A 16,595-nucleotide genomic window follows, 5' to 3' on the forward strand; every position below is an offset into this window, starting at 1 on the left:
TTATACCCAATCCAGACCACATGAGCCTCTCAATTTGAGTTTTCTCGTCACAGAAAGTTGTATGTTGGTACCAAGTTTTGAAGGTGACGATGTGAAGAAAGTTGCGGTTATTTTAGTGCTGGTTCTGGCTGCGAGCGTTTTTGCATCTTGGGTGCCACTGCAGGATTACTCTAACGTGAAGTACGTCTACAATAAGATTTCGTACTTCGAGAATGGAGAGCACAAGGAAATGATATACGGGGTGACAGTCGATCGCGATGAAAACCACTTCATCCTGAATTACGATACTATCTACTTCTTACCCCTCGACACTGAGCCCACCTCAGACATGATGTTCGACCAGCAGTTCTCAATGATGATGTACATCTTCCTCAATCCAATGCTATCATTCATTTATGACGCAATTGACCTGGAAAAACAGATGAATACGAAACTTTATGGTTTTGGCACTCTCAAGTCTGAGGGAATATACTCCGTAGAAGGAAAGAATGGAACGTTTAATGGAACAAAAGTCGCTTTACACAACGAGGACGGAGAGTTGTCGAGGTACTGGATAATTGATCAAAACATTCCTTTCGCTCTTGAAACCTTCATGGGCGACGATTACGCCGATGACTCTATTACAATCACTCTCTGGGACTACGCCCTTAATTGATTGAGGATTCGATCAAAAGGCGTCTTCAGGCGCCCTTTTGTTTATAATAAATCAACGAGCGGGCTGTTAAATGGTGTTCAGTATAACTTAATCAGAACGCGGTCGCAGATAGAGATTGGGGTCAGGAAAGCGTTAGGAGGATGATGGAGTTCTGTCTCTCCAGGAAAGGTATTCAAAAAGTCAAAGGTGACGTATGAGAAACTCTGGTAGAACTTGTCTTTCATACCTCTAACCTCACTCCTCTTGCTTCAGTTTACTCTCTCTCTGCGAACGAATGAACAGACCGAGGCAAATTGAAAAGTGAAAATTCTGATGCTTCGTGATAATGACGAGGTTCTAGTGAGCAAGCTTCCGATGGCAAGATCTTTTCTATCTTTACGTCAAAAGAAGCGATTTGAAGGAGGAGAGCATGGATTTATCGAGAATTAGGCATGACTTACATGAGATTCCGGAGATTGGATTCAATGAGTTCAAGACTCAAGCGTACATTATGAGTCTCCTGGATCGATTATCTGTTTCCTACGAAAAGGTTGCGGGCACCGGACTTCTGGCAAAATGGAAAAAGGTTGAAGGCCCTTTCGTTCTATTTCGATCCGATATGGATGCTCTTCCTGTTTTTGAAGAAACAGATGCTCCATTCAAATCTGCACATGAAGGTTTTATGCATGCATGCGGCCATGATGTTCATATGACAATTCTAATTGGACTTATAGAGAGAATAGTAACATGCGATCTCAATAGAAATTTTCTCTTTCTTTTCCAGCCGGCTGAAGAAGGCGGGGGCGGTGCTGCGAAATGCTTATCGAAATTGGAGCAATACGAAATAACTGAAGCCTGGGCACTGCACGTAAATGATGAATTCCCTGAAGGATCTGTTTACACAAGAGCCGGTGTTCTCTTTGCCTCGGCCTTCGAAACGGACTGCACTTTCAAGGGAAGGTCGGCACATGTTGCTTTCTATAAGCAGGGAAGAGACGCTATTGAGGGAGCTATGGATTTTCTTCAAAGGGTCTATTCGGTAGATAGAGGAGATTCCGTACTCAGATTTGGACTCATACAGGGGGGCAGAGTTAGAAATGTGGTGGCAGACTCCTGCACTCTTTCGGGAACTGTAAGAACTAAAGCTTTTGAGCTTTCAGAGGAAGCAATCATGGAACTCGAAGAGCTTGGGAGAGAAGTCGCTACTGAAAGAGGTCTAAAGTTCTCTCAGGAGATCGGTTCGAAGTATCCACAGGTTCATGTAGACGGTGATCTTTACGATAAACTGTGCGCCCTGGTCGATGTAAACCCGGTCGAAATGAAATACGTGGGAGAGGATTTTGGAGTGATCGCTATGAAATACCCTTCGCTGCTTTTCTGGTTGGGTACAGGAAGAGGAGAACATCATGGACTCCATAATTCAAGGTTTTTGCCTGCTGATTCCGTTATAGAGAAGGGTGTTGAGATTTTCTGGAAGGTCGCCAAAGGCTAAGCTAGCGCTTTCGAAATCTCCCCTCTCGAAGCTCAAGTGAGAACTTGTTATCAGTGTAAAGAGGGTCCGGTCTGGAGTCTTCCACTACCATGAAGACCGCTCCTGTTTTCAAAGTAGCTCTCAAAGTTGTCCCATCTATTTTTTCGAATAAGAAGACAGGTGTGTTCATATAGCTTCTGTGTATCGGAACGATCGATCTCGCTCCGATTTTCATCTGATTGAACAGCTCCACGGTTATTCCCGGTAAGGCTACGGTGGAGATCATAGCATCGTATGGAGCTTCTTCTTTGAAGCCATATCTACCGTCACCGATCACTATCCTCACATTGCTCAGGCGGTAGCGTCGCACGTTTTCCGAGGCTATAGATGCAACCGTTCTGGCGGTCTCCACTGATACTACGCTTCCCTTAGTCAGCATTTTTCCAAGCAGACAAGCACAGAAACCGGTTCCCGTCCCAATATCCAGGACCTTGTTGTCTTCGTTCAGTTTCAATTCTTCTATCATGCTTATCAAAAGAGATGGCTGAGTAGAAGTGGAGCAAATCTTTCCTGAGCTTGCAAGACTTACTAGAGCTTTGTCTGTATAAGCCTCATCCGCTACTTCGGGTGAGACGAAATCCTTCCTGTCAAGTTCCATAAAGGCCGACTCCAGTCTAGGGTCGGTCAGATAACCTGTCCTCTTCAGAAAACTCAGAAGCTCTCTCATCGAAAATCTGTCACACTCCTCTAGAAGAAGAGATACTTAATGGCGTTTGCGACCACAATTATCAGCAAAATCCATCTCACAAAACCGCTGCCCTTTCTTATCGATAGCCTGGCAGCAAAATATGCCCCGACAACATTTCCTGCCGCGAGAACCAGGCCGGGAAACCAGTAAATCATCCCATTAAGGATAAAAATAACCAGAGCAAAAGCAGTGTAGATAAAGACGATAACAATCTTCGTGAAATTCGTCCTCACAAGATCAAAGCCATACGAAAAGGTAATCGCTCCAATAAGGAAGAAACCAACTCCCGCCTGTAAAAATCCCCCGTAGAAGCCCACACCGAAAAAGATTAGAGTAGAGAGGACTCCAGAGGGTCTCGAAAAAGTGAGCCGCTTCGGTTTCAGTAACATAAGCAAAACTACTGCCAGGAGAGCTACCGCGATCACTTTCTCCAGCACATCCTTCGGTATTGTCGAGACAAACATGGAACCTATGATTGAACCTATCGTTGCAGACACTATCGCCGGAAGTATGGACTTGTCAAACCTCATACCGCCGGATCGAAAGGTCTTTACTCCTATACCGCTTTCAAATATCACGCCCAGTCTGTTGGTGGCATTGGCAACGTGCGGCGGCAACCCGACCCACATAAGTACCGGGAGAGTGACCATTGAGCCCCCTCCCGCCATAACATTCATAAAACCAGCTGCGGCGCCCGCAATGTATATCGTGACAAGCTGTAGCAGTGTCATTTTGTGATTCTGCTAACTTGAGGACCCATTTGATTCGCTCATATCGATCTTCTTCAGAAGCTTTTTGAGCGACGACATAAGAGAAATGTATTCTCTCTGAGAGATATTCACCTGTTCAGCAATCTTCATCGGAATATCAATCGCCTTATCCTTAAGCCCTTTCCCTTTCTCTGTTAGACTTATGAGTACCTGTCTCTCATCACCCTGCGATCTTTCTCTCGTAAGAAGGCTTTGTCTTTCCATCCTCTTAAGAAGGGGAGTTAAGGTTCCCGAATCAAGAAACAACTTCTCCCCGAGATCTTTAACTGTAAGTGGCTCTCTCTCCCACAGAACAAGCATTACAAGGTATTGAGGGTAGGTCAACCCGAACTTTGAAAGCACTGGTCTGTAGAGCCTTGTGATGCCCCTTGAACTGGAATACAATGCAAAACAAAGCTGATTGTCAAGCCTAAGTAGCTCGTCTTCTCTTGGAATCGCAACCTCTTCTTTCTTGGTCACTTAACCGCCTCCTCAATTGCAGAACGAAATGACTCGGGTTCCTCCTTCGGCTCAAATCTTCCAATTATCTCACCCTCTCTGTTAATCAAGAACTTCGTGAAGTTCCATTTCACTTTTCCTGAAAACTCCTTCTTCCCACCGCCAGAAACAAGAAATTCATAAAGAGGGTGTATCTCTTTTCCCTTAACATGTATTTTCGAGAACATGGGAAAAGTAATACCGAAATTCGCATCACAGAACGCCTTGATTTCTTCTTCACTGCCAGGCTCTTGGCGAAGAAAGTCATTCGATGGAAAACCAAGAACGGCAAAGTCTCTGTCTTTGAAATCATCATGAAGCTTCTGCAGACCATCGTACTGAGATGTGTATCCGCATTTGCTAGCCGTATTAACTATCAATAGCACCTTGCCTTTGAAGTCCTCCATGGTCTTGTTCCACCCGTCTATTGTAGTCAGTTCAAAATCGTAAATACTCATTCTTTCACCTCCAATCTTATTGTACACTATTTAGTTGTACTATGGAACCTTTCTCTATTGAGTAGATTTAATCATGATGCATTACGTCTTTCCATATATTGATTTCATAACAGCTGGAGAATCTAGATCGTGAAAATTTAATAGCTTTGCAGTTAAGTGGAGAAGCCCAAGTTAGTATTCTATCTAAGGCTTTTCTGAAGTATTTTCTTTTGCTGTTTCTGAGCTTTCGTTACGAGCTGAGAATACTGACTTCCTTCATGCTTCCGATTTGGAGAAATGATCATTAGGGCAATCGGGTGTGCAAAGTGTTATAAATGAATATGACGTTGCTCATCATAAGCTTTTCACAGATAATGAGGTGAATTCTTGATAAAAGCATCTTCGATAGCGGGAAAGGTCGAGACCGCATTAGTAAAGGCAAACACAATAATGGATGATAAGATCAAATCTTATCTAAAACTCTACACCGGTCCTTTCTCATCTATTCTGAATGAGAACTCGTTACTTGCAGAAAAGCTGGAGCTTCCCCTGTGCCAGGACACAGGTTTCATTGAATTCTTTGTCTTCATCGGTCAGGAGGTATCTCTTGAGGAACCCTTATCAGACACCCTCGATACGGCTGTCAGGAGAGCGTATTCAAAAAATCCCTATCGATACTCAATTGTGAAGGACCCCCTAATACACAGAGAAAATACCGGAGACAATACACCTTCGGTCGTGCATACTTTCATGGTTTCCGGAAGAGAATTAGAGATACGTTTCCTCGTAAAAGGAGGAGGCAGCGAGAATCTCTCGAGACTGTTCATGCTCAACCCGACAACATCTCAAGAAGAGTTCATAGAAACAATTGCCAATTCAATTTCTGAAGGAGGAGCCAGGGGTTGTCCTCCACTCAGGGTCGGAATAGGCATCGGGGGAAGCTCAGAGAAATCAATGCTCCTTGCCAAGCTTGCTCTGACTAGAGAGTTGGATTCAAAGAATCCCGACGTTGACTACGCCTTACTTGAGAAGAAACTTCTGAATAAGATCAATTCCCTCCATATCGGTTATCAAGGACTGGGAGAGGGGATGACCGCTTACTCGGTTAGCATTGAAACTGCGCCTTGTCACATTGCGATTCTTCCAGTTTCATTGGCTGTTGATTGTTATCTCTGTAGAAAGGGGGTAGTTACCTTTGAAGATAGATGATTTGTCCCCCGGTCAAGAAATCAGCTTTACAGGCAAACTCATAGTAATGAGAGACGCAGCTCAGATGCGCCTCAAGAAGTTGTACGAAGAAGGCGAGCCTTTCCCTGTTGAGCTTGAAGGGGCAATTGTATTCTATGCCGGTCCGGCCAAGCTAGTTGAAGAAAGTTGCGGAGCAATCGGCCCTACTACTTCTCTCAGGATGGATGGTTTTTTGGAAATGCTTTTCGAAAAGGGCGTTCTGGCAACCATCGGGAAGGGAAAAAGATCGGATCTGGCAGCAAATCTGTGTAAGGAATTTAGAAGAGTCTATTTGATCGCTCCAAGCGGAGCGGCCGCTTCGCTTGCGCAAAGGATCGAGTCTATGAGGGTCATCGCTTACGAAGATCTAGGCACTGAAGCAATATTCGAGATTGATGTCAGAGACTTTCCGTTGATTGTAGCAACTGATGTTAACGGTTCGGATTTTTTTACTTTGAATAGAAGGTGATTGTGTGAATGAAAAGGCATTGAAACTTCACAAGGATCTACGGGGAAAGTTGGAAGTAAGAAGCAAAGTGAGAGTGGATAGCATGGAGGCTCTTTCGCTTGCTTACACTCCTGGGGTAGCCGATGTATGCAGAGTGATTGAGAGCGATAAGGAACTTGCCTACGACTACACAAACAAATGGAATTACGTTGCAGTAGTCTCAGACGGAACGGCAGTACTTGGACTAGGGGATATAGGCCCCGAAGCTGGACTTCCCGTTATGGAGGGGAAAGCCGTCCTGTTCAAGGAATTCGCAAATGTGGATGCCTTTCCCCTCTGTATAAATGTCCATAGTTCAGAGGAGATTATCTCGTTCGTGAAGGCAATTGCCCCAACCTTTGGAGGCATAAATCTTGAAGACATCTCCTCACCAAAATGCTTCTTCATTGAAAGCGAACTTCAGAAGATGCTTGATATTCCAGTCTTTCATGACGATCAACACGGTGCAGCGATTGTCGCCGTTGCTGCGCTGAGAAATGCGCTGAAGATCGCTGGAAAGAAGATTGAGAATCTAAAGATTGTAACGGTTGGCGTTGGTGCGGCCGGAGGCGCAACAATCAAAATGCTGCTGGCGGCAGGTGCAAGGAATATTGTTGCAGTCGATAGAAATGGAATACTAAACAGGAATCAGCCAGCTACTCTCCTAAACGAATTTCATTCAGAGATCGTAAAGGAGATTAACCCCGACAATCTCAGCGGAAATCTGGAGGACGCTGTGAAGGGAGCCGATCTCTTCATTGGCACTTCTGTTGCCGGGCTTCTTTTACCTGAAATGGTGCGCAAAATGGCTCCCGAACCGATCATCTTCGCTCTGGCCAATCCCGTACCGGAGATTATGCCGGATCTTGCCCGCAGCGCAGGTGCATCAATTGTCGCCACCGGCAGATCAGACTTCCCAAACCAGATAAACAATGTTCTAGCTTTCCCGGGCATCTTTAGAGGCGCTCTTGACACACGATCAAGAGAGATAAACGAAGCTATGAAGTTGGCAGCAACCGACGCCCTTGCGTCGGCCGTGCCTGAAGAAAAGCTTTCCAGGGACTACATTTTGCCAAGGCCGTTTGAACCGGGAGTCGCAAGAAAGGTTGCACTTGCCGTTGCAAGAGCTTCTGTTGACTCGAGATGTTCGAGGCTCTCCGGTGAAATAAACCTTGAAGAACTGATTGAAATAGGATTCAAGAGAATCTGAAAGTCTAATTCTCGTATACATTTCTTTCAGGTGGAAATACCTCCATCGTCATGCACACGACTGCACGTATGCAATATGTTGCATGCAAAAGTGTGCACCGAACGGAAGCCAAAAGCACGGAAGCTTCTGTATTTAGCCTTCTATAAGCGATTTATACAATTGTTATCTCTTGGCATGCTATTGCTAACTGAATTACTGTGATGATTACTACGATAACTACCAGGGGGTGTAAATCGTGACAGAAAAGTTTTCAAAGATCGCACTCAGAATGAAATCGAACATCATCAGGGAACTGCTTAAGGTGACCTCGAACCCGGGTATGATTTCTTTTGGCGGAGGCGTTCCCGACCCGGACACTTTTCCACGTTCAGAGATGGCTGAAATATCAAAGGAAATACTGGAAAAGGAGTACAAGTTCACACTTCAGTACGGTCAGACTGAAGGTGATCCTATACTTAGGGAAGAGTACATCTCCCTTCTTAATAGGGAGTACGGCATTGAGGGTCTTGACATCGATAATCTTTTGGTCACAGTAGGATCCCAAAGTGCGCTAGATCTTGTCGGTAAGATCTTTTTGGATGACGACAGCATTTACTTCGTGTCGAAGCCGGTATATTTGGGAGCTGCGAGTGCCTTTTCTCTAAGGTCGAACGGGTACGAATACATGACCCTTCAAGAAGACGGTGTGGATCTTGATATAGTTGAAGACAAGCTCAAAGAAATCGAAACTCGCGGAGAACTCGACAAAGTGAAGTTCATCTACACAATCTCGAATTTCCACAATCCAGGCGGCGTAACAATGAGTTACGAAAAGAGAAAGAGACTCGTTGAGATTGCAGAAAAGTACGATGTTCTCATAGTTGAAGACGATCCTTACGGTGACCTAAGATACGAAGGAGAAGCGATCGATCCGATCTTCAAGATTGGCGGGCAAGAAAGAGTCCTGTTGTTGAGAACATTCAGCAAAATCCTGTCGCCTGGGCTTAGGCTCGGTATAGTGATCGGCAATAAGAACATAATAAGAAAGATGGTAATGGCAAAGCAGGCTTCAGACCTCTGTACGCCAAGCCTCACACAGCGTATCGCCGCAAGATATCTTCAGAGGCATAACCTCCTTGCCCAGATAAAACCAACGATTGCGCTTTACCGAGAAAAGAAGGATCTGATGCTAACTGAACTCGACAGAAACTTTGGTGACATGAACGGCTTTTACTGGACAAAACCCGAAGGCGGCCTCTTTATATGGTTCACTCTTCCTGAAGGTTTCGATACAGGAGAAATGCTAGAGCTAGGCAAGGCCGAGAACATACTTTTCGTTCCAGGTCAGGCCTTTTCACTCGACAACACCTGTCAGAACTCAATGAGGCTTTCATTCTGTCTGCCTCCTAAAGAGGATATCATCGAAGGAGTCAAGAGACTCAAGAAGGTAATTGTGGAGTACGGCAAAGAGAAAAAGCTACTCTGAGGGAGTGATTAAATGAAGATCTTGGCCATAAATCCCGGCTCCACTTCAACTAAGATCGCTGTCTACAATGACGATACCGAGATCGCCAGGGGATCTATTCAGCATGTCCCTATGATGAAGGAAGTTGATGATGATATTCAGGAAAGGGTAGAAGAGATCAAGTCCTTCTTGCGAAACGAAGGGATCGAGCTTGATTTTGACTCAATAGCCTGTAGGGGAGGAATCTTGCCCCCGCTTGAAAGCGGAACATACAGAGTGAACGAGAGAATGGTTGACTTTCTTCTGCACCATGCTGAAGTAGAACATCCCTCTAATCTCGCTGCTCCCATAGGTTTTCGCCTCTCAGAAGGAAGAGTCCCGGTCTTTGTAACGGACCCGATCTCTGTAGACGAATTCTGTGAAGAGGCACGATTATCAGGTCTTCCTCAACTGCCGAGAATCTCGAGACTTCACGCGCTGAACATGAAGGCCGCCGCAAGACAGGTTGCTGCAGATCTGGGTAGAGATGTCGATAACCTGAACCTGGTGATCGCTCACCTGGGAGGGGGCATTTCGGTCGGGCTACAGCTAAAGGGCAGAGTGGTCGACGTCAATAACGCTACTGACGAAGGCCCTTTCAGTCCAACTAGAACGGGAGAGCTCCCGGTCGCCGATCTAGCTGAGATGTGTTTCGCCGGGAGATACACCGAGAAGGAACTCTTAGATAGATACCTGAAATCAGGAGGGTTACGGGCATATCTAGGTACAGACGACCTTAGAAAGGCCCTGGAGATGTCAGAGAGTGATCCCGAGGCAGCTCTTGTCGTTGATGCAATGGCTTATCAAATAGGTAAGGAAATTGGCGGCATGGTCGCGCTAGCAGGCGGCTCAATAGACGCAATCGTTCTGACAGGCGGTATGGCATACAACTCCCAGTTCGTTCAGAAGATAAAGAGTTACGTTGGGAAATTCGCTCTGGTCGTCATCGAGCCTGGAGAGAACGAGCTTCTTTCTCTCGCTCTTGGCGCACAGAGAGTTCTTAGAGGAATAGAAACTGCGAAGGAGTTTGATCCGGAGGTGGCAACATGATCACAAGTCTTGCACAGCTAATCGACCGTGCAAAGATGAATCCTGGAGTAATCGCTGTTGCTGCTGCTGAAGATCCTGTGGTACTTTCAGCAGCGAAAGAGGCCGCAGACGAGGGCATTGCATCGTTCATATTGTTCGGCGACAAGAACAAGATTGAAGCTATCAGTGAGGAGATCGGCTTTCACGAGAAGCTTTCTGTAGTTGACTGTTCTTCAAAGATAGAATCGATCGAGAAGGCCGTAAGAGCTGTTTCGTTCAAGGAAGCCGAAATCCTGATGAAAGGAAACGTAAAAACCGGCGAACTCCTTAATGTATTCTTGAAGGATGATTATGGTCTCAAGACAGGAAGAACGATGAATTTGGTCACTATATTCGAGACAAAGAGATACCATAAACTTCTTCTCGTTACTGATGCCGGGATGGTTATTGCCCCTGATTTGGGTCAAAAGGGAGATTCGATAGTCAACTCTGCCTCAGTTGCAAAGGTTCTGGAGATCGACAAGCCAAAGGTGGCAGTTATTGCCGCTATAGAGGTCGTAAATCAGAAGATGTCCGCAACTCTCGATGCGGCGGTACTTTCACAGATGGCTAAGAGAGGTCAGTTTGGTCATGTTGAGGTAGATGGGCCCCTTGCTCTTGATAATGCAGTATCTCGTGAAGCTGCCGAGCACAAGGGTATTTCAAGTTCTGTAGCTGGAGACGCAGATATTCTAGTTATGCCTGACATTGAAGCAGGGAATATATTCTACAAGACCATGGCATTCCTCTGCGACAGTCAGCTTGCCAGTACCATAGTTGGAGGTAAAGCACCAATAGTACTTACCTCTAGAGCCGATTCCGCCAGGACAAAACTCCAATCCATCGCTTTGAATGTTCTTCTTGCAGGAGTGATATGATGCCTGTCATACTCGTTATAAACCCAGGATCTACTTCAACAAAACTCGCACTCTTCAGAAACCTGGAGATGATAAGTGAACATACCATAAGACACTCGTCCGACGATTTGAGCAGATTTTCTTCACTATATGAACAGCGAATGTTCCGAAAGAAATTGATAGTCGACTTTCTGGAGTCAGCAGGACACCCTCTCAGTGAAATAGACGCAATAATCGGAAGAGGCGGTATGCTCCGACCTCTCGAAGGCGGCACATACGCGGTTAGTGAAGCAATGATAGATGATCTCAGATCTGCCAAGTATGGTGAGCACGCCTCTAATCTAGGAGCCATAATCGCTAATGAACTCTCTAGAGAAAGTGGCAGGGAAATCCCGGCATTCATTGCAGATCCAGTAGTCGTTGATGAAATGGAACCCGTCGCCAAACTCACAGGTCATCCGGACTATTCGAGAAGGTCGATTTTCCATGCTCTTAATCAGAAGGCAGTGGCGAGAGATGTGGCTTCGAGATATGGAAAGAAGTACGATGAAATGAACTTCGTTGTCATCCACATGGGTGGAGGGATTTCCATTGGGGCTCACAGGAGAGGAAGGGTTGTCGATGTGAACAATGCTTTGAACGGGGACGGCCCTTTCAGTCCTGAGCGAGCCGGAACACTTCCGATTACAGGTCTTATAAAGCTATGCTATTCAGGGCGATACTCAAAAGAAGAAGTAAAAAAGCTTATCAAGGGAAAGGGCGGACTATTTGCCTACACCGGAACTAACGATTGCCAGAAGATCCAGCAGGCGATTGTTGATGGTGATAAGAAGGCAGAACTTGCATACAGAGCGATGGCCTATCAGATAGTTAAGTGGGCCGGAAGAATGGCTGCTGCCTTGAGCGGTGATATCGACTCTATCATAATTACTGGAGGAATAGCCTATGACAGAAGGTTCATGGTCCCATGGCTGACCGAGAAGCTGTCCTTTCTCGCGCCAATAGATGTTGTTCCTGGAGGAAATGAGGAGCTGTCCCTTGCCGTTGCCTGTTTGAGAGTCCTTGAAGGAAATGAAATGGCAAAAGAGTACAGGAGAGCAGAATGAAGTTTTCTAAGAAAGTGCTTATCTTCATGGGTATGTTTGGCAGCGGCAAGACCGAAGTATCTTTGAATGTCGCTAGACTGCTTGCCGATAGAGGAGAAAGGGTGGCCCTCGCCGACATCGATACTATAAGTCCATACTATAGATCCCGCGATATGAGAGAGAGCTTTTCTAAGTTCGGGGTTAAAATCGTAGCTCCCAAAGGCACGCTGGCCCATGCCGACTTGCCGATAATTCCGGCAGAGGTATTCGGTCACGTTGAGAATCCGGATTACAGGGTCATCCTCGACGTTGGAGGGAACGATGACGGAGCAATAGTACTCTCTTCACTGAGCACGAGACTACCGAAAGAGGACTGTGAGACTTACTATGTCATAAATCCCTTCAGGCCGTTCAACGACACAGTCGAAAACGCGGCTTCTCACTTCCTGAGACTTCAAGAGAAGTCTAGAATGAAGATCAACTATTTGGTCAACAACTCAAATATTGGATCTGAGACGACAGACGAGAATATTATCGAAGGAGAGAAGTTCGTTAAGCTATTATCCGAAAGGGTCTCAACACCTGTGGCTTTCACTGTTCTGATGAACGGAACGAGAAATGGAAGTGGGATGTTCGATCAGTTTTGGATTGAGAAGTATATGAAGAATTCATGGGAGGTAGAAAATGAGTAAAGACTTCGTGAAAGTAGACGAAGAGCGATGCAAGGGCTGCGGTCTATGCATCAACTTCTGCCCTAAGAAAGTGCTGAGCTTCTCTGAGAAGTTCAACTCCAAGGGCTATCATCCGGCACAGCAGCATGATCTCGAGAATTGCATTGGCTGCGGATTCTGCTACATGATGTGTCCCGATACCGCAATAACTGTCTTCAAAGAGACAGCAGAAGTATAGGGGGGAAAATTAGATGGCCGAAAAAATGATGGTTAAAGGTAACGAAGCAATGGCTGAAGCTGCAATAAGGGCCGGCTGTAGGTTGTATTTTGGTTATCCGATTACTCCTCAATCGGAGTTTACAGAGTATATGGCTCGGCGAATGCCTGAAGTAAGCGGCGTATTTCTTCAGTCCGAGAGCGAAGTAGCGGCGGTGAATATGGTTTACGGAGCCGCAAGCACTGGTCACAGAGTTATGACTTCAACTTCGAGTCCCGGCTACAGCCTCATGCAAGAGGGGGTATCTTATATTGCTGGAGCAAGGCTTCCTACGGTTTTTGTGAACGTTGTACGAGGGGGACCTGGACTGGGAGATATTCAGCCAGCACAGAGTGACTACTTCCAGTCAACGAAGGGCGGGGGGCATGGTGACTATCATTTGATAGTTCTAGCGCCCGGCAGCATCCAGGAAGCGGTAGATCTTATGGAGTCTGCTTTTGATTTAGCTGACAATTACAGAGTTCCGGTAATGATTCTTGCAGATGGAATGCTTGGTCAAATGATGGAGCCTGTTGTCTTCCCCGAGTTTGTCAAACTTGATGGAATCAACGACCATTCCAGTTGGGCATTGAGGGGAACAGAAGGAAGGGAACCTCATAAGGTAACTTCCTTTGATATCGATCCTGTAAGACTTGAAGAGATGAATATCGTTGTCCACAAGGGATACGATGAGATAAAAGCAAAGGAAGTCAGATATGAGTCTCATGATCTTGATGATGCAGATTACGTTCTAGTCGGCTATGGAACGATGGGAAGAATTCTAGGCAGTGTAGTGAAAATGGCAAGGAAACAGGGAATCAAGGTTGGATTGTTCAGACCAATCTCGTTGTGGCCGTTTCCATACGCAGAGTTAAAAGAGGCGGCAAGAGGAAAGAAATTCTGTCTGGATGTGGAAATGTCTATGGGGCAGATGGTCGAGGACGTTCGCCTTGCAGTCGAAGCAACTCTTCCGGTTCATTTCTATGGAAGAACCGGAGGAATGGTTCCAACGCCTGACGAAGTGTTAAGAGAACTCGTCAGACTTATAGGATGAGGTGATTGTATGGAACAGGCTACTTACAAGAGACCAAAGTCACTTGCTAGAAACGAATTCTCGTATTGCCCTGGTTGTCACCACGGCATTATCCATAGACTCATAGCAGAAGTAATTGATGAACTCGACATTCAAGGAAAGACGCTAATGGTTGCTCCCGTTGGATGCTCAGTCTTCGCCTATCAGTTCTTTGATGTGGACGGTACCGTTGCCCCGCACGGAAGGGCTCCAGCAGTAGCTACGGGAATGAAGAGAGCGATGCCTGATAGAATCGTATTCACGTATCAGGGAGATGGAGACCTCGCAGCCATAGGAACCGCCGAGATAATTCATGCCGCAAATAGAGGCGAGAAGATCACCACGATCTTCGTCAACAACGCGATCTACGGTATGACAGGCGGCCAGATGGCACCGACGACCTTGCTTGGAATGAAAACCACTACTTCTCCGTATGGGAGAAAAGCAGAGACGGAAGGGTTTCCGATTCATGTTTCGGAATTGCTGAAAGAAACCGCCGGAATTGTCTATCTGGAAAGAGTGGCTGTGAGTTCTCCTCAGGAAGTTAGGAAGGCAAAGGCTTCAATAAAGAAGGCCTTTGTCGCACAACAAAAAGGGCTGGGCTTCTCATTGGTCGAGGTTCTTTCGACTTGCCCGACAAACTGGGGCCTCAACCCGGTGGAGTCAATCAACTGGCTAAATGAAAACATGAAGAAAGAGTATCCCGTCGGGGTATTTGTCGACAAGGTCGGTGATTTCAAATGAGTGAGCATCTCTTGGTTGCTGCGGGATTTGGGGGACAGGGAGTGATGCTGATAGGACAGATTCTTGCAACGGCGGGAATGTTCGACAACAAGCACACTACCTGGCTACCGTCATATGGTCCTGAAATGCGAGGCGGGACTGCGAACTGCACGGTTGTCGTTAGCGATGAGCCGATTGGCTCACCTATTACGAATACTCCAAACGAGTTGATAGTAATGAACATCCCTTCTCTTCTGAAGTTCGAGAAGGAGATTCAACCTGGCGGACTCATGGTGATAAACACATCTGTTGTTGATAGAGATACGAGTAGAAACGATATTTCTGTCGTCAAGATCGATGCAAACTCGGTCGCTGAGAAGCTCGGTAATCTCAAGGTTGCAAATATGGTAGTTCTTGGTGCATACCTTGGCAGGGCCGGAACGGTCACTCTCGATGGAGTAAGAAAGGCACTGGAGAAAAAGCTAACAGGAAGAAAAGCAGCACTCGTAGATTTGAATATCCGCGCCATAGAAGAAGGCATGAAGTCAGTTAAGTGATCTTGAAAAGACGCGCCCAGAGCGCGTCTTCTTTAGACCTTTACGCTAATCAAAAATCTATGCAGAATGACTGCCAAACCAATGAAGAAATGTATAATCTTTCTAGCGGACTATATGGAGGATTACGATGCAACTTGACAATTTCTGGCCAGCGTTTTTTTTGACTGTTTTTGCGGGGCTTTCCACCGGGATCGGCAGTATTCTTGCGATTTTCGCAAAAAAAACCAACACAAAGTTTCTTTCAGTTTCGCTTGGCTTCTCCGCCGGTATAATGATATACGTATCCTTCGTCGAGATCTTTGTAAAGAGCGGTGAATCTCTCCAGAAGTCTGTGGGAAGTGGCATAAGCGACTGGATTAATGTAATCGCTTTCTTCGGAGGTATAGGCATTATTGCCCTGATCGACTTCCTTGTACCTTCCGCAGAGAATCCTCACGAAATGAGAGACGTAGATGAAATGCAAGCCAAAAACAAAACTCTCTTGAGAATGGGGCTTTTCACTGCGTTTGCCATTGCTGTCCACAACTTTCCTGAAGGGCTCGCAACATTCCTTGCTGCCATGAAGGATCCGTCGCTTGGGGTACCTATTGCGGTTGCGATAGCAATCCACAATGTCCCTGAAGGGATCGCTGTGGCTGTTCCGATATATCACGCAACGGGAAGCAGGAAGAAGGCTTTCATGTATTCATTTCTTTCGGGTCTGGCAGAACCGGCTGGCGCTTTGATCGGATTTGCGCTGATAAATATCCTTTTCACCGACATTGCATTCGGGATTGTCTTTGCCGGAGTTGCAGGGATAATGGTTTACATATCTCTAGATGAACTCCTTCCTTCGGCAGAGAAGTATGGAGAACACCATCTCTCCATATCGGGATTAATAGCCGGAATGGCGGTCATGGCGGTCAGTCTGCTCATACTGTAGTTCATTCTGATAGAATCGTGTTGCAAGTGCTTGGACAGAAAGAGACATCCATTTATCAATGAGATTCATGTTGTTCTTCGCTTTATAGTGATAGACTATTCGCGTTAATGTGAGTCTTGGGGGGTGGTAAGTTTTGAACTGGATTGACAACAAAGTGGAAGTTTGCTCCAGCACAGCCTGCGATCTTCTCCATGGTTTGTTCAGATTGAATAACAACGAGAGATTTCATGAGTTGTTTGAGTCTTCACTCTATAAGGGCAAGTTTGAACCAAATAGGGATATTCAAAACTGGGTTTCCGAAACAAAGAGTATTCTCACTCCGGACATACTTGAGTAGCTAAAGGAGTTCTTTGCTTGGGAGACTTTTTTTTGGAATGTGCTTTCTTCCGGATATTACGCACAGCAGCCTCAAAAATGCAAGACAGCTAATTGAACACTTA

20 protein-coding genes are annotated in these 16,595 nt (G+C 45.9%); 16 read left to right on the forward strand and 4 right to left on the reverse strand.

Annotated elements, in window-relative coordinates:
• Positions 1–91: 91 nt before the first annotated feature.
• Both Q502_RS07240 and Q502_RS07245 read left to right on the forward strand, forming a co-directional pair.
• Positions 92–655: a hypothetical protein gene (locus Q502_RS07240; protein ID WP_099828630.1), complete on the forward strand. Its 564-nt coding sequence runs from the start codon at positions 92–94 to the stop codon at positions 653–655.
• A gap of 409 nt (positions 656–1,064) precedes the next feature.
• Positions 1,065–2,126, forward strand: a complete 1,062-nt coding sequence (locus Q502_RS07245) for an amidohydrolase (protein WP_243392190.1) — start codon at positions 1,065–1,067, stop codon at positions 2,124–2,126.
• A 1-nt stretch (position 2,127) separates the two neighbouring features.
• On the opposite strand, the gene Q502_RS07250 is transcribed toward Q502_RS07245, so the two are convergent.
• The 4 genes from Q502_RS07250 to Q502_RS07265 are packed head-to-tail and all read right to left on the reverse strand — an operon-like array spanning position 2,128 to position 4,558.
• Positions 2,128–2,832: a protein-L-isoaspartate O-methyltransferase gene (locus tag Q502_RS07250; RefSeq protein ID WP_099828632.1), complete on the reverse strand. Its 705-nt coding sequence runs from the start codon at positions 2,830–2,832 to the stop codon at positions 2,128–2,130.
• A 20-nt stretch (positions 2,833–2,852) separates the two neighbouring features.
• Positions 2,853–3,584 (reverse strand): sulfite exporter TauE/SafE family protein, encoded by a 732-nt coding sequence (locus Q502_RS07255; RefSeq protein ID WP_099828633.1) that lies wholly within the window; start codon positions 3,582–3,584, stop codon positions 2,853–2,855.
• Positions 3,585–3,596: 12 nt separating this feature from the next.
• The gene (locus Q502_RS07260) at positions 3,597–4,082 is read right to left on the reverse strand and encodes a MarR family winged helix-turn-helix transcriptional regulator (protein WP_279300408.1); all 486 of its coding nucleotides are present in this window, start codon (positions 4,080–4,082) and stop codon (positions 3,597–3,599) included.
• A complete protein-coding gene (locus Q502_RS07265) occupies positions 4,079–4,558 on the reverse strand; it encodes a glutathione peroxidase (RefSeq protein ID WP_099828634.1) in 480 nt (159 codons plus the stop codon). Before Q502_RS07265 ends, Q502_RS07260 begins: the two co-directional genes overlap by 4 nt.
• 366 nt (positions 4,559–4,924) lie before the next feature.
• Here Q502_RS07265 and Q502_RS07270 point away from each other — a divergent pair, with 366 nt between their 5' ends.
• From Q502_RS07270 to Q502_RS14650, 14 genes are all read left to right on the forward strand, one after another.
• The gene (locus Q502_RS07270; RefSeq protein WP_207759727.1) at positions 4,925–5,746 is read left to right on the forward strand and encodes a fumarate hydratase; all 822 of its coding nucleotides are present in this window, start codon (positions 4,925–4,927) and stop codon (positions 5,744–5,746) included.
• A complete protein-coding gene (locus tag Q502_RS07275) occupies positions 5,733–6,233 on the forward strand; it encodes a FumA C-terminus/TtdB family hydratase beta subunit (RefSeq protein WP_099828635.1) in 501 nt (166 codons plus the stop codon). The genes Q502_RS07270 and Q502_RS07275 overlap by 14 nt, the downstream gene beginning before the upstream one ends.
• A gap of 4 nt (positions 6,234–6,237) precedes the next feature.
• Positions 6,238–7,461, forward strand: coding sequence for an NADP-dependent malic enzyme (locus Q502_RS07280; RefSeq protein ID WP_099828636.1), 1,224 nt, complete (start codon positions 6,238–6,240; stop codon positions 7,459–7,461).
• A gap of 235 nt (positions 7,462–7,696) precedes the next feature.
• Positions 7,697–8,926, forward strand: a complete 1,230-nt coding sequence (locus Q502_RS07285) for a PLP-dependent aminotransferase family protein (RefSeq protein WP_099828637.1) — start codon at positions 7,697–7,699, stop codon at positions 8,924–8,926.
• 12 nt (positions 8,927–8,938) lie between these two features.
• Positions 8,939–9,994: a butyrate kinase gene (gene buk / locus Q502_RS07290; protein ID WP_099828638.1), complete on the forward strand. Its 1,056-nt coding sequence runs from the start codon at positions 8,939–8,941 to the stop codon at positions 9,992–9,994.
• Positions 9,991–10,890 carry a bifunctional enoyl-CoA hydratase/phosphate acetyltransferase gene (locus Q502_RS07295; RefSeq protein WP_099828639.1) on the forward strand — a complete coding sequence of 300 codons (900 nt, stop codon included), beginning with the start codon at positions 9,991–9,993 and terminating at the stop codon, positions 10,888–10,890. The genes buk (Q502_RS07290) and Q502_RS07295 overlap by 4 nt, the downstream gene beginning before the upstream one ends.
• A complete protein-coding gene (gene buk, locus Q502_RS07300; protein ID WP_099828640.1) occupies positions 10,890–11,975 on the forward strand; it encodes a butyrate kinase in 1,086 nt (361 codons plus the stop codon). Before Q502_RS07295 ends, buk (Q502_RS07300) begins: the two co-directional genes overlap by 1 nt.
• Positions 11,972–12,646 carry a cobalamin biosynthesis protein CobQ gene (locus Q502_RS07305; RefSeq protein ID WP_099828641.1) on the forward strand — a complete coding sequence of 225 codons (675 nt, stop codon included), beginning with the start codon at positions 11,972–11,974 and terminating at the stop codon, positions 12,644–12,646. Before buk (Q502_RS07300) ends, Q502_RS07305 begins: the two co-directional genes overlap by 4 nt.
• Positions 12,639–12,863 (forward strand): ferredoxin family protein, encoded by a 225-nt coding sequence (locus Q502_RS07310; RefSeq protein WP_099828642.1) that lies wholly within the window; start codon positions 12,639–12,641, stop codon positions 12,861–12,863. The genes Q502_RS07305 and Q502_RS07310 overlap by 8 nt, the downstream gene beginning before the upstream one ends.
• A gap of 13 nt (positions 12,864–12,876) precedes the next feature.
• A complete protein-coding gene (locus Q502_RS07315; protein ID WP_099828643.1) occupies positions 12,877–13,935 on the forward strand; it encodes a 3-methyl-2-oxobutanoate dehydrogenase subunit VorB in 1,059 nt (352 codons plus the stop codon).
• A gap of 9 nt (positions 13,936–13,944) precedes the next feature.
• Positions 13,945–14,697 (forward strand): thiamine pyrophosphate-dependent enzyme, encoded by a 753-nt coding sequence (locus tag Q502_RS07320; RefSeq protein WP_099828644.1) that lies wholly within the window; start codon positions 13,945–13,947, stop codon positions 14,695–14,697.
• The gene (locus Q502_RS07325; protein WP_099828645.1) at positions 14,694–15,233 is read left to right on the forward strand and encodes a 2-oxoacid:acceptor oxidoreductase family protein; all 540 of its coding nucleotides are present in this window, start codon (positions 14,694–14,696) and stop codon (positions 15,231–15,233) included. Before Q502_RS07320 ends, Q502_RS07325 begins: the two co-directional genes overlap by 4 nt.
• Before the next feature lie 127 nt (positions 15,234–15,360).
• Complete coding sequence (gene zupT, locus Q502_RS07330; RefSeq protein ID WP_099828646.1) at positions 15,361–16,155, forward strand: zinc transporter ZupT; 795 nt, start codon at positions 15,361–15,363, stop codon at positions 16,153–16,155.
• 133 nt (positions 16,156–16,288) lie between these two features.
• Positions 16,289–16,492, forward strand: coding sequence for a hypothetical protein (locus Q502_RS14650; RefSeq protein ID WP_243392191.1), 204 nt, complete (start codon positions 16,289–16,291; stop codon positions 16,490–16,492).
• Positions 16,493–16,595 lie beyond the last annotated feature (103 nt).

It is taken from the genome of Mesotoga sp. Brook.08.YT.4.2.5.2. (assembly GCF_003351125.1).
Taxonomy (GTDB): domain Bacteria; phylum Thermotogota; class Thermotogae; order Petrotogales; family Kosmotogaceae; genus Mesotoga.

Bases quoted from the DNA above. Each gene is read 5' to 3' on its own strand.
- Q502_RS07325 (WP_099828645.1), top strand. From the start codon at position 14,694: ATGAGTGAGCATCTCTTGGTTGCTGCGGGATTTGGGGGACAGGGAGTG.
- Q502_RS07265 (WP_099828634.1), bottom strand. From the start codon at position 4,558: ATGAGTATTTACGATTTTGAACTGACTACAATAGACGGGTGGAACAAG.
- zupT (WP_099828646.1), top strand. From the start codon at position 15,361: ATGCAACTTGACAATTTCTGGCCAGCGTTTTTTTTGACTGTTTTTGCG.
- Q502_RS07315 (WP_099828643.1), top strand. From the start codon at position 12,877: ATGGCCGAAAAAATGATGGTTAAAGGTAACGAAGCAATGGCTGAAGCT.
- Q502_RS07310 (WP_099828642.1), top strand. From the start codon at position 12,639: ATGAGTAAAGACTTCGTGAAAGTAGACGAAGAGCGATGCAAGGGCTGC.
- Q502_RS07295 (WP_099828639.1), top strand. From the start codon at position 9,991: ATGATCACAAGTCTTGCACAGCTAATCGACCGTGCAAAGATGAATCCT.
- Q502_RS07255 (WP_099828633.1), bottom strand. From the start codon at position 3,584: ATGACACTGCTACAGCTTGTCACGATATACATTGCGGGCGCCGCAGCT.
- Q502_RS07305 (WP_099828641.1), top strand. From the start codon at position 11,972: ATGAAGTTTTCTAAGAAAGTGCTTATCTTCATGGGTATGTTTGGCAGC.
- buk (WP_099828640.1), top strand. From the start codon at position 10,890: ATGCCTGTCATACTCGTTATAAACCCAGGATCTACTTCAACAAAACTC.
- Q502_RS07250 (WP_099828632.1), bottom strand. From the start codon at position 2,832: ATGAGAGAGCTTCTGAGTTTTCTGAAGAGGACAGGTTATCTGACCGAC.
- Q502_RS07245 (WP_243392190.1), top strand. From the start codon at position 1,065: ATGGATTTATCGAGAATTAGGCATGACTTACATGAGATTCCGGAGATT.
- Q502_RS07320 (WP_099828644.1), top strand. From the start codon at position 13,945: ATGGAACAGGCTACTTACAAGAGACCAAAGTCACTTGCTAGAAACGAA.
- buk (WP_099828638.1), top strand. From the start codon at position 8,939: ATGAAGATCTTGGCCATAAATCCCGGCTCCACTTCAACTAAGATCGCT.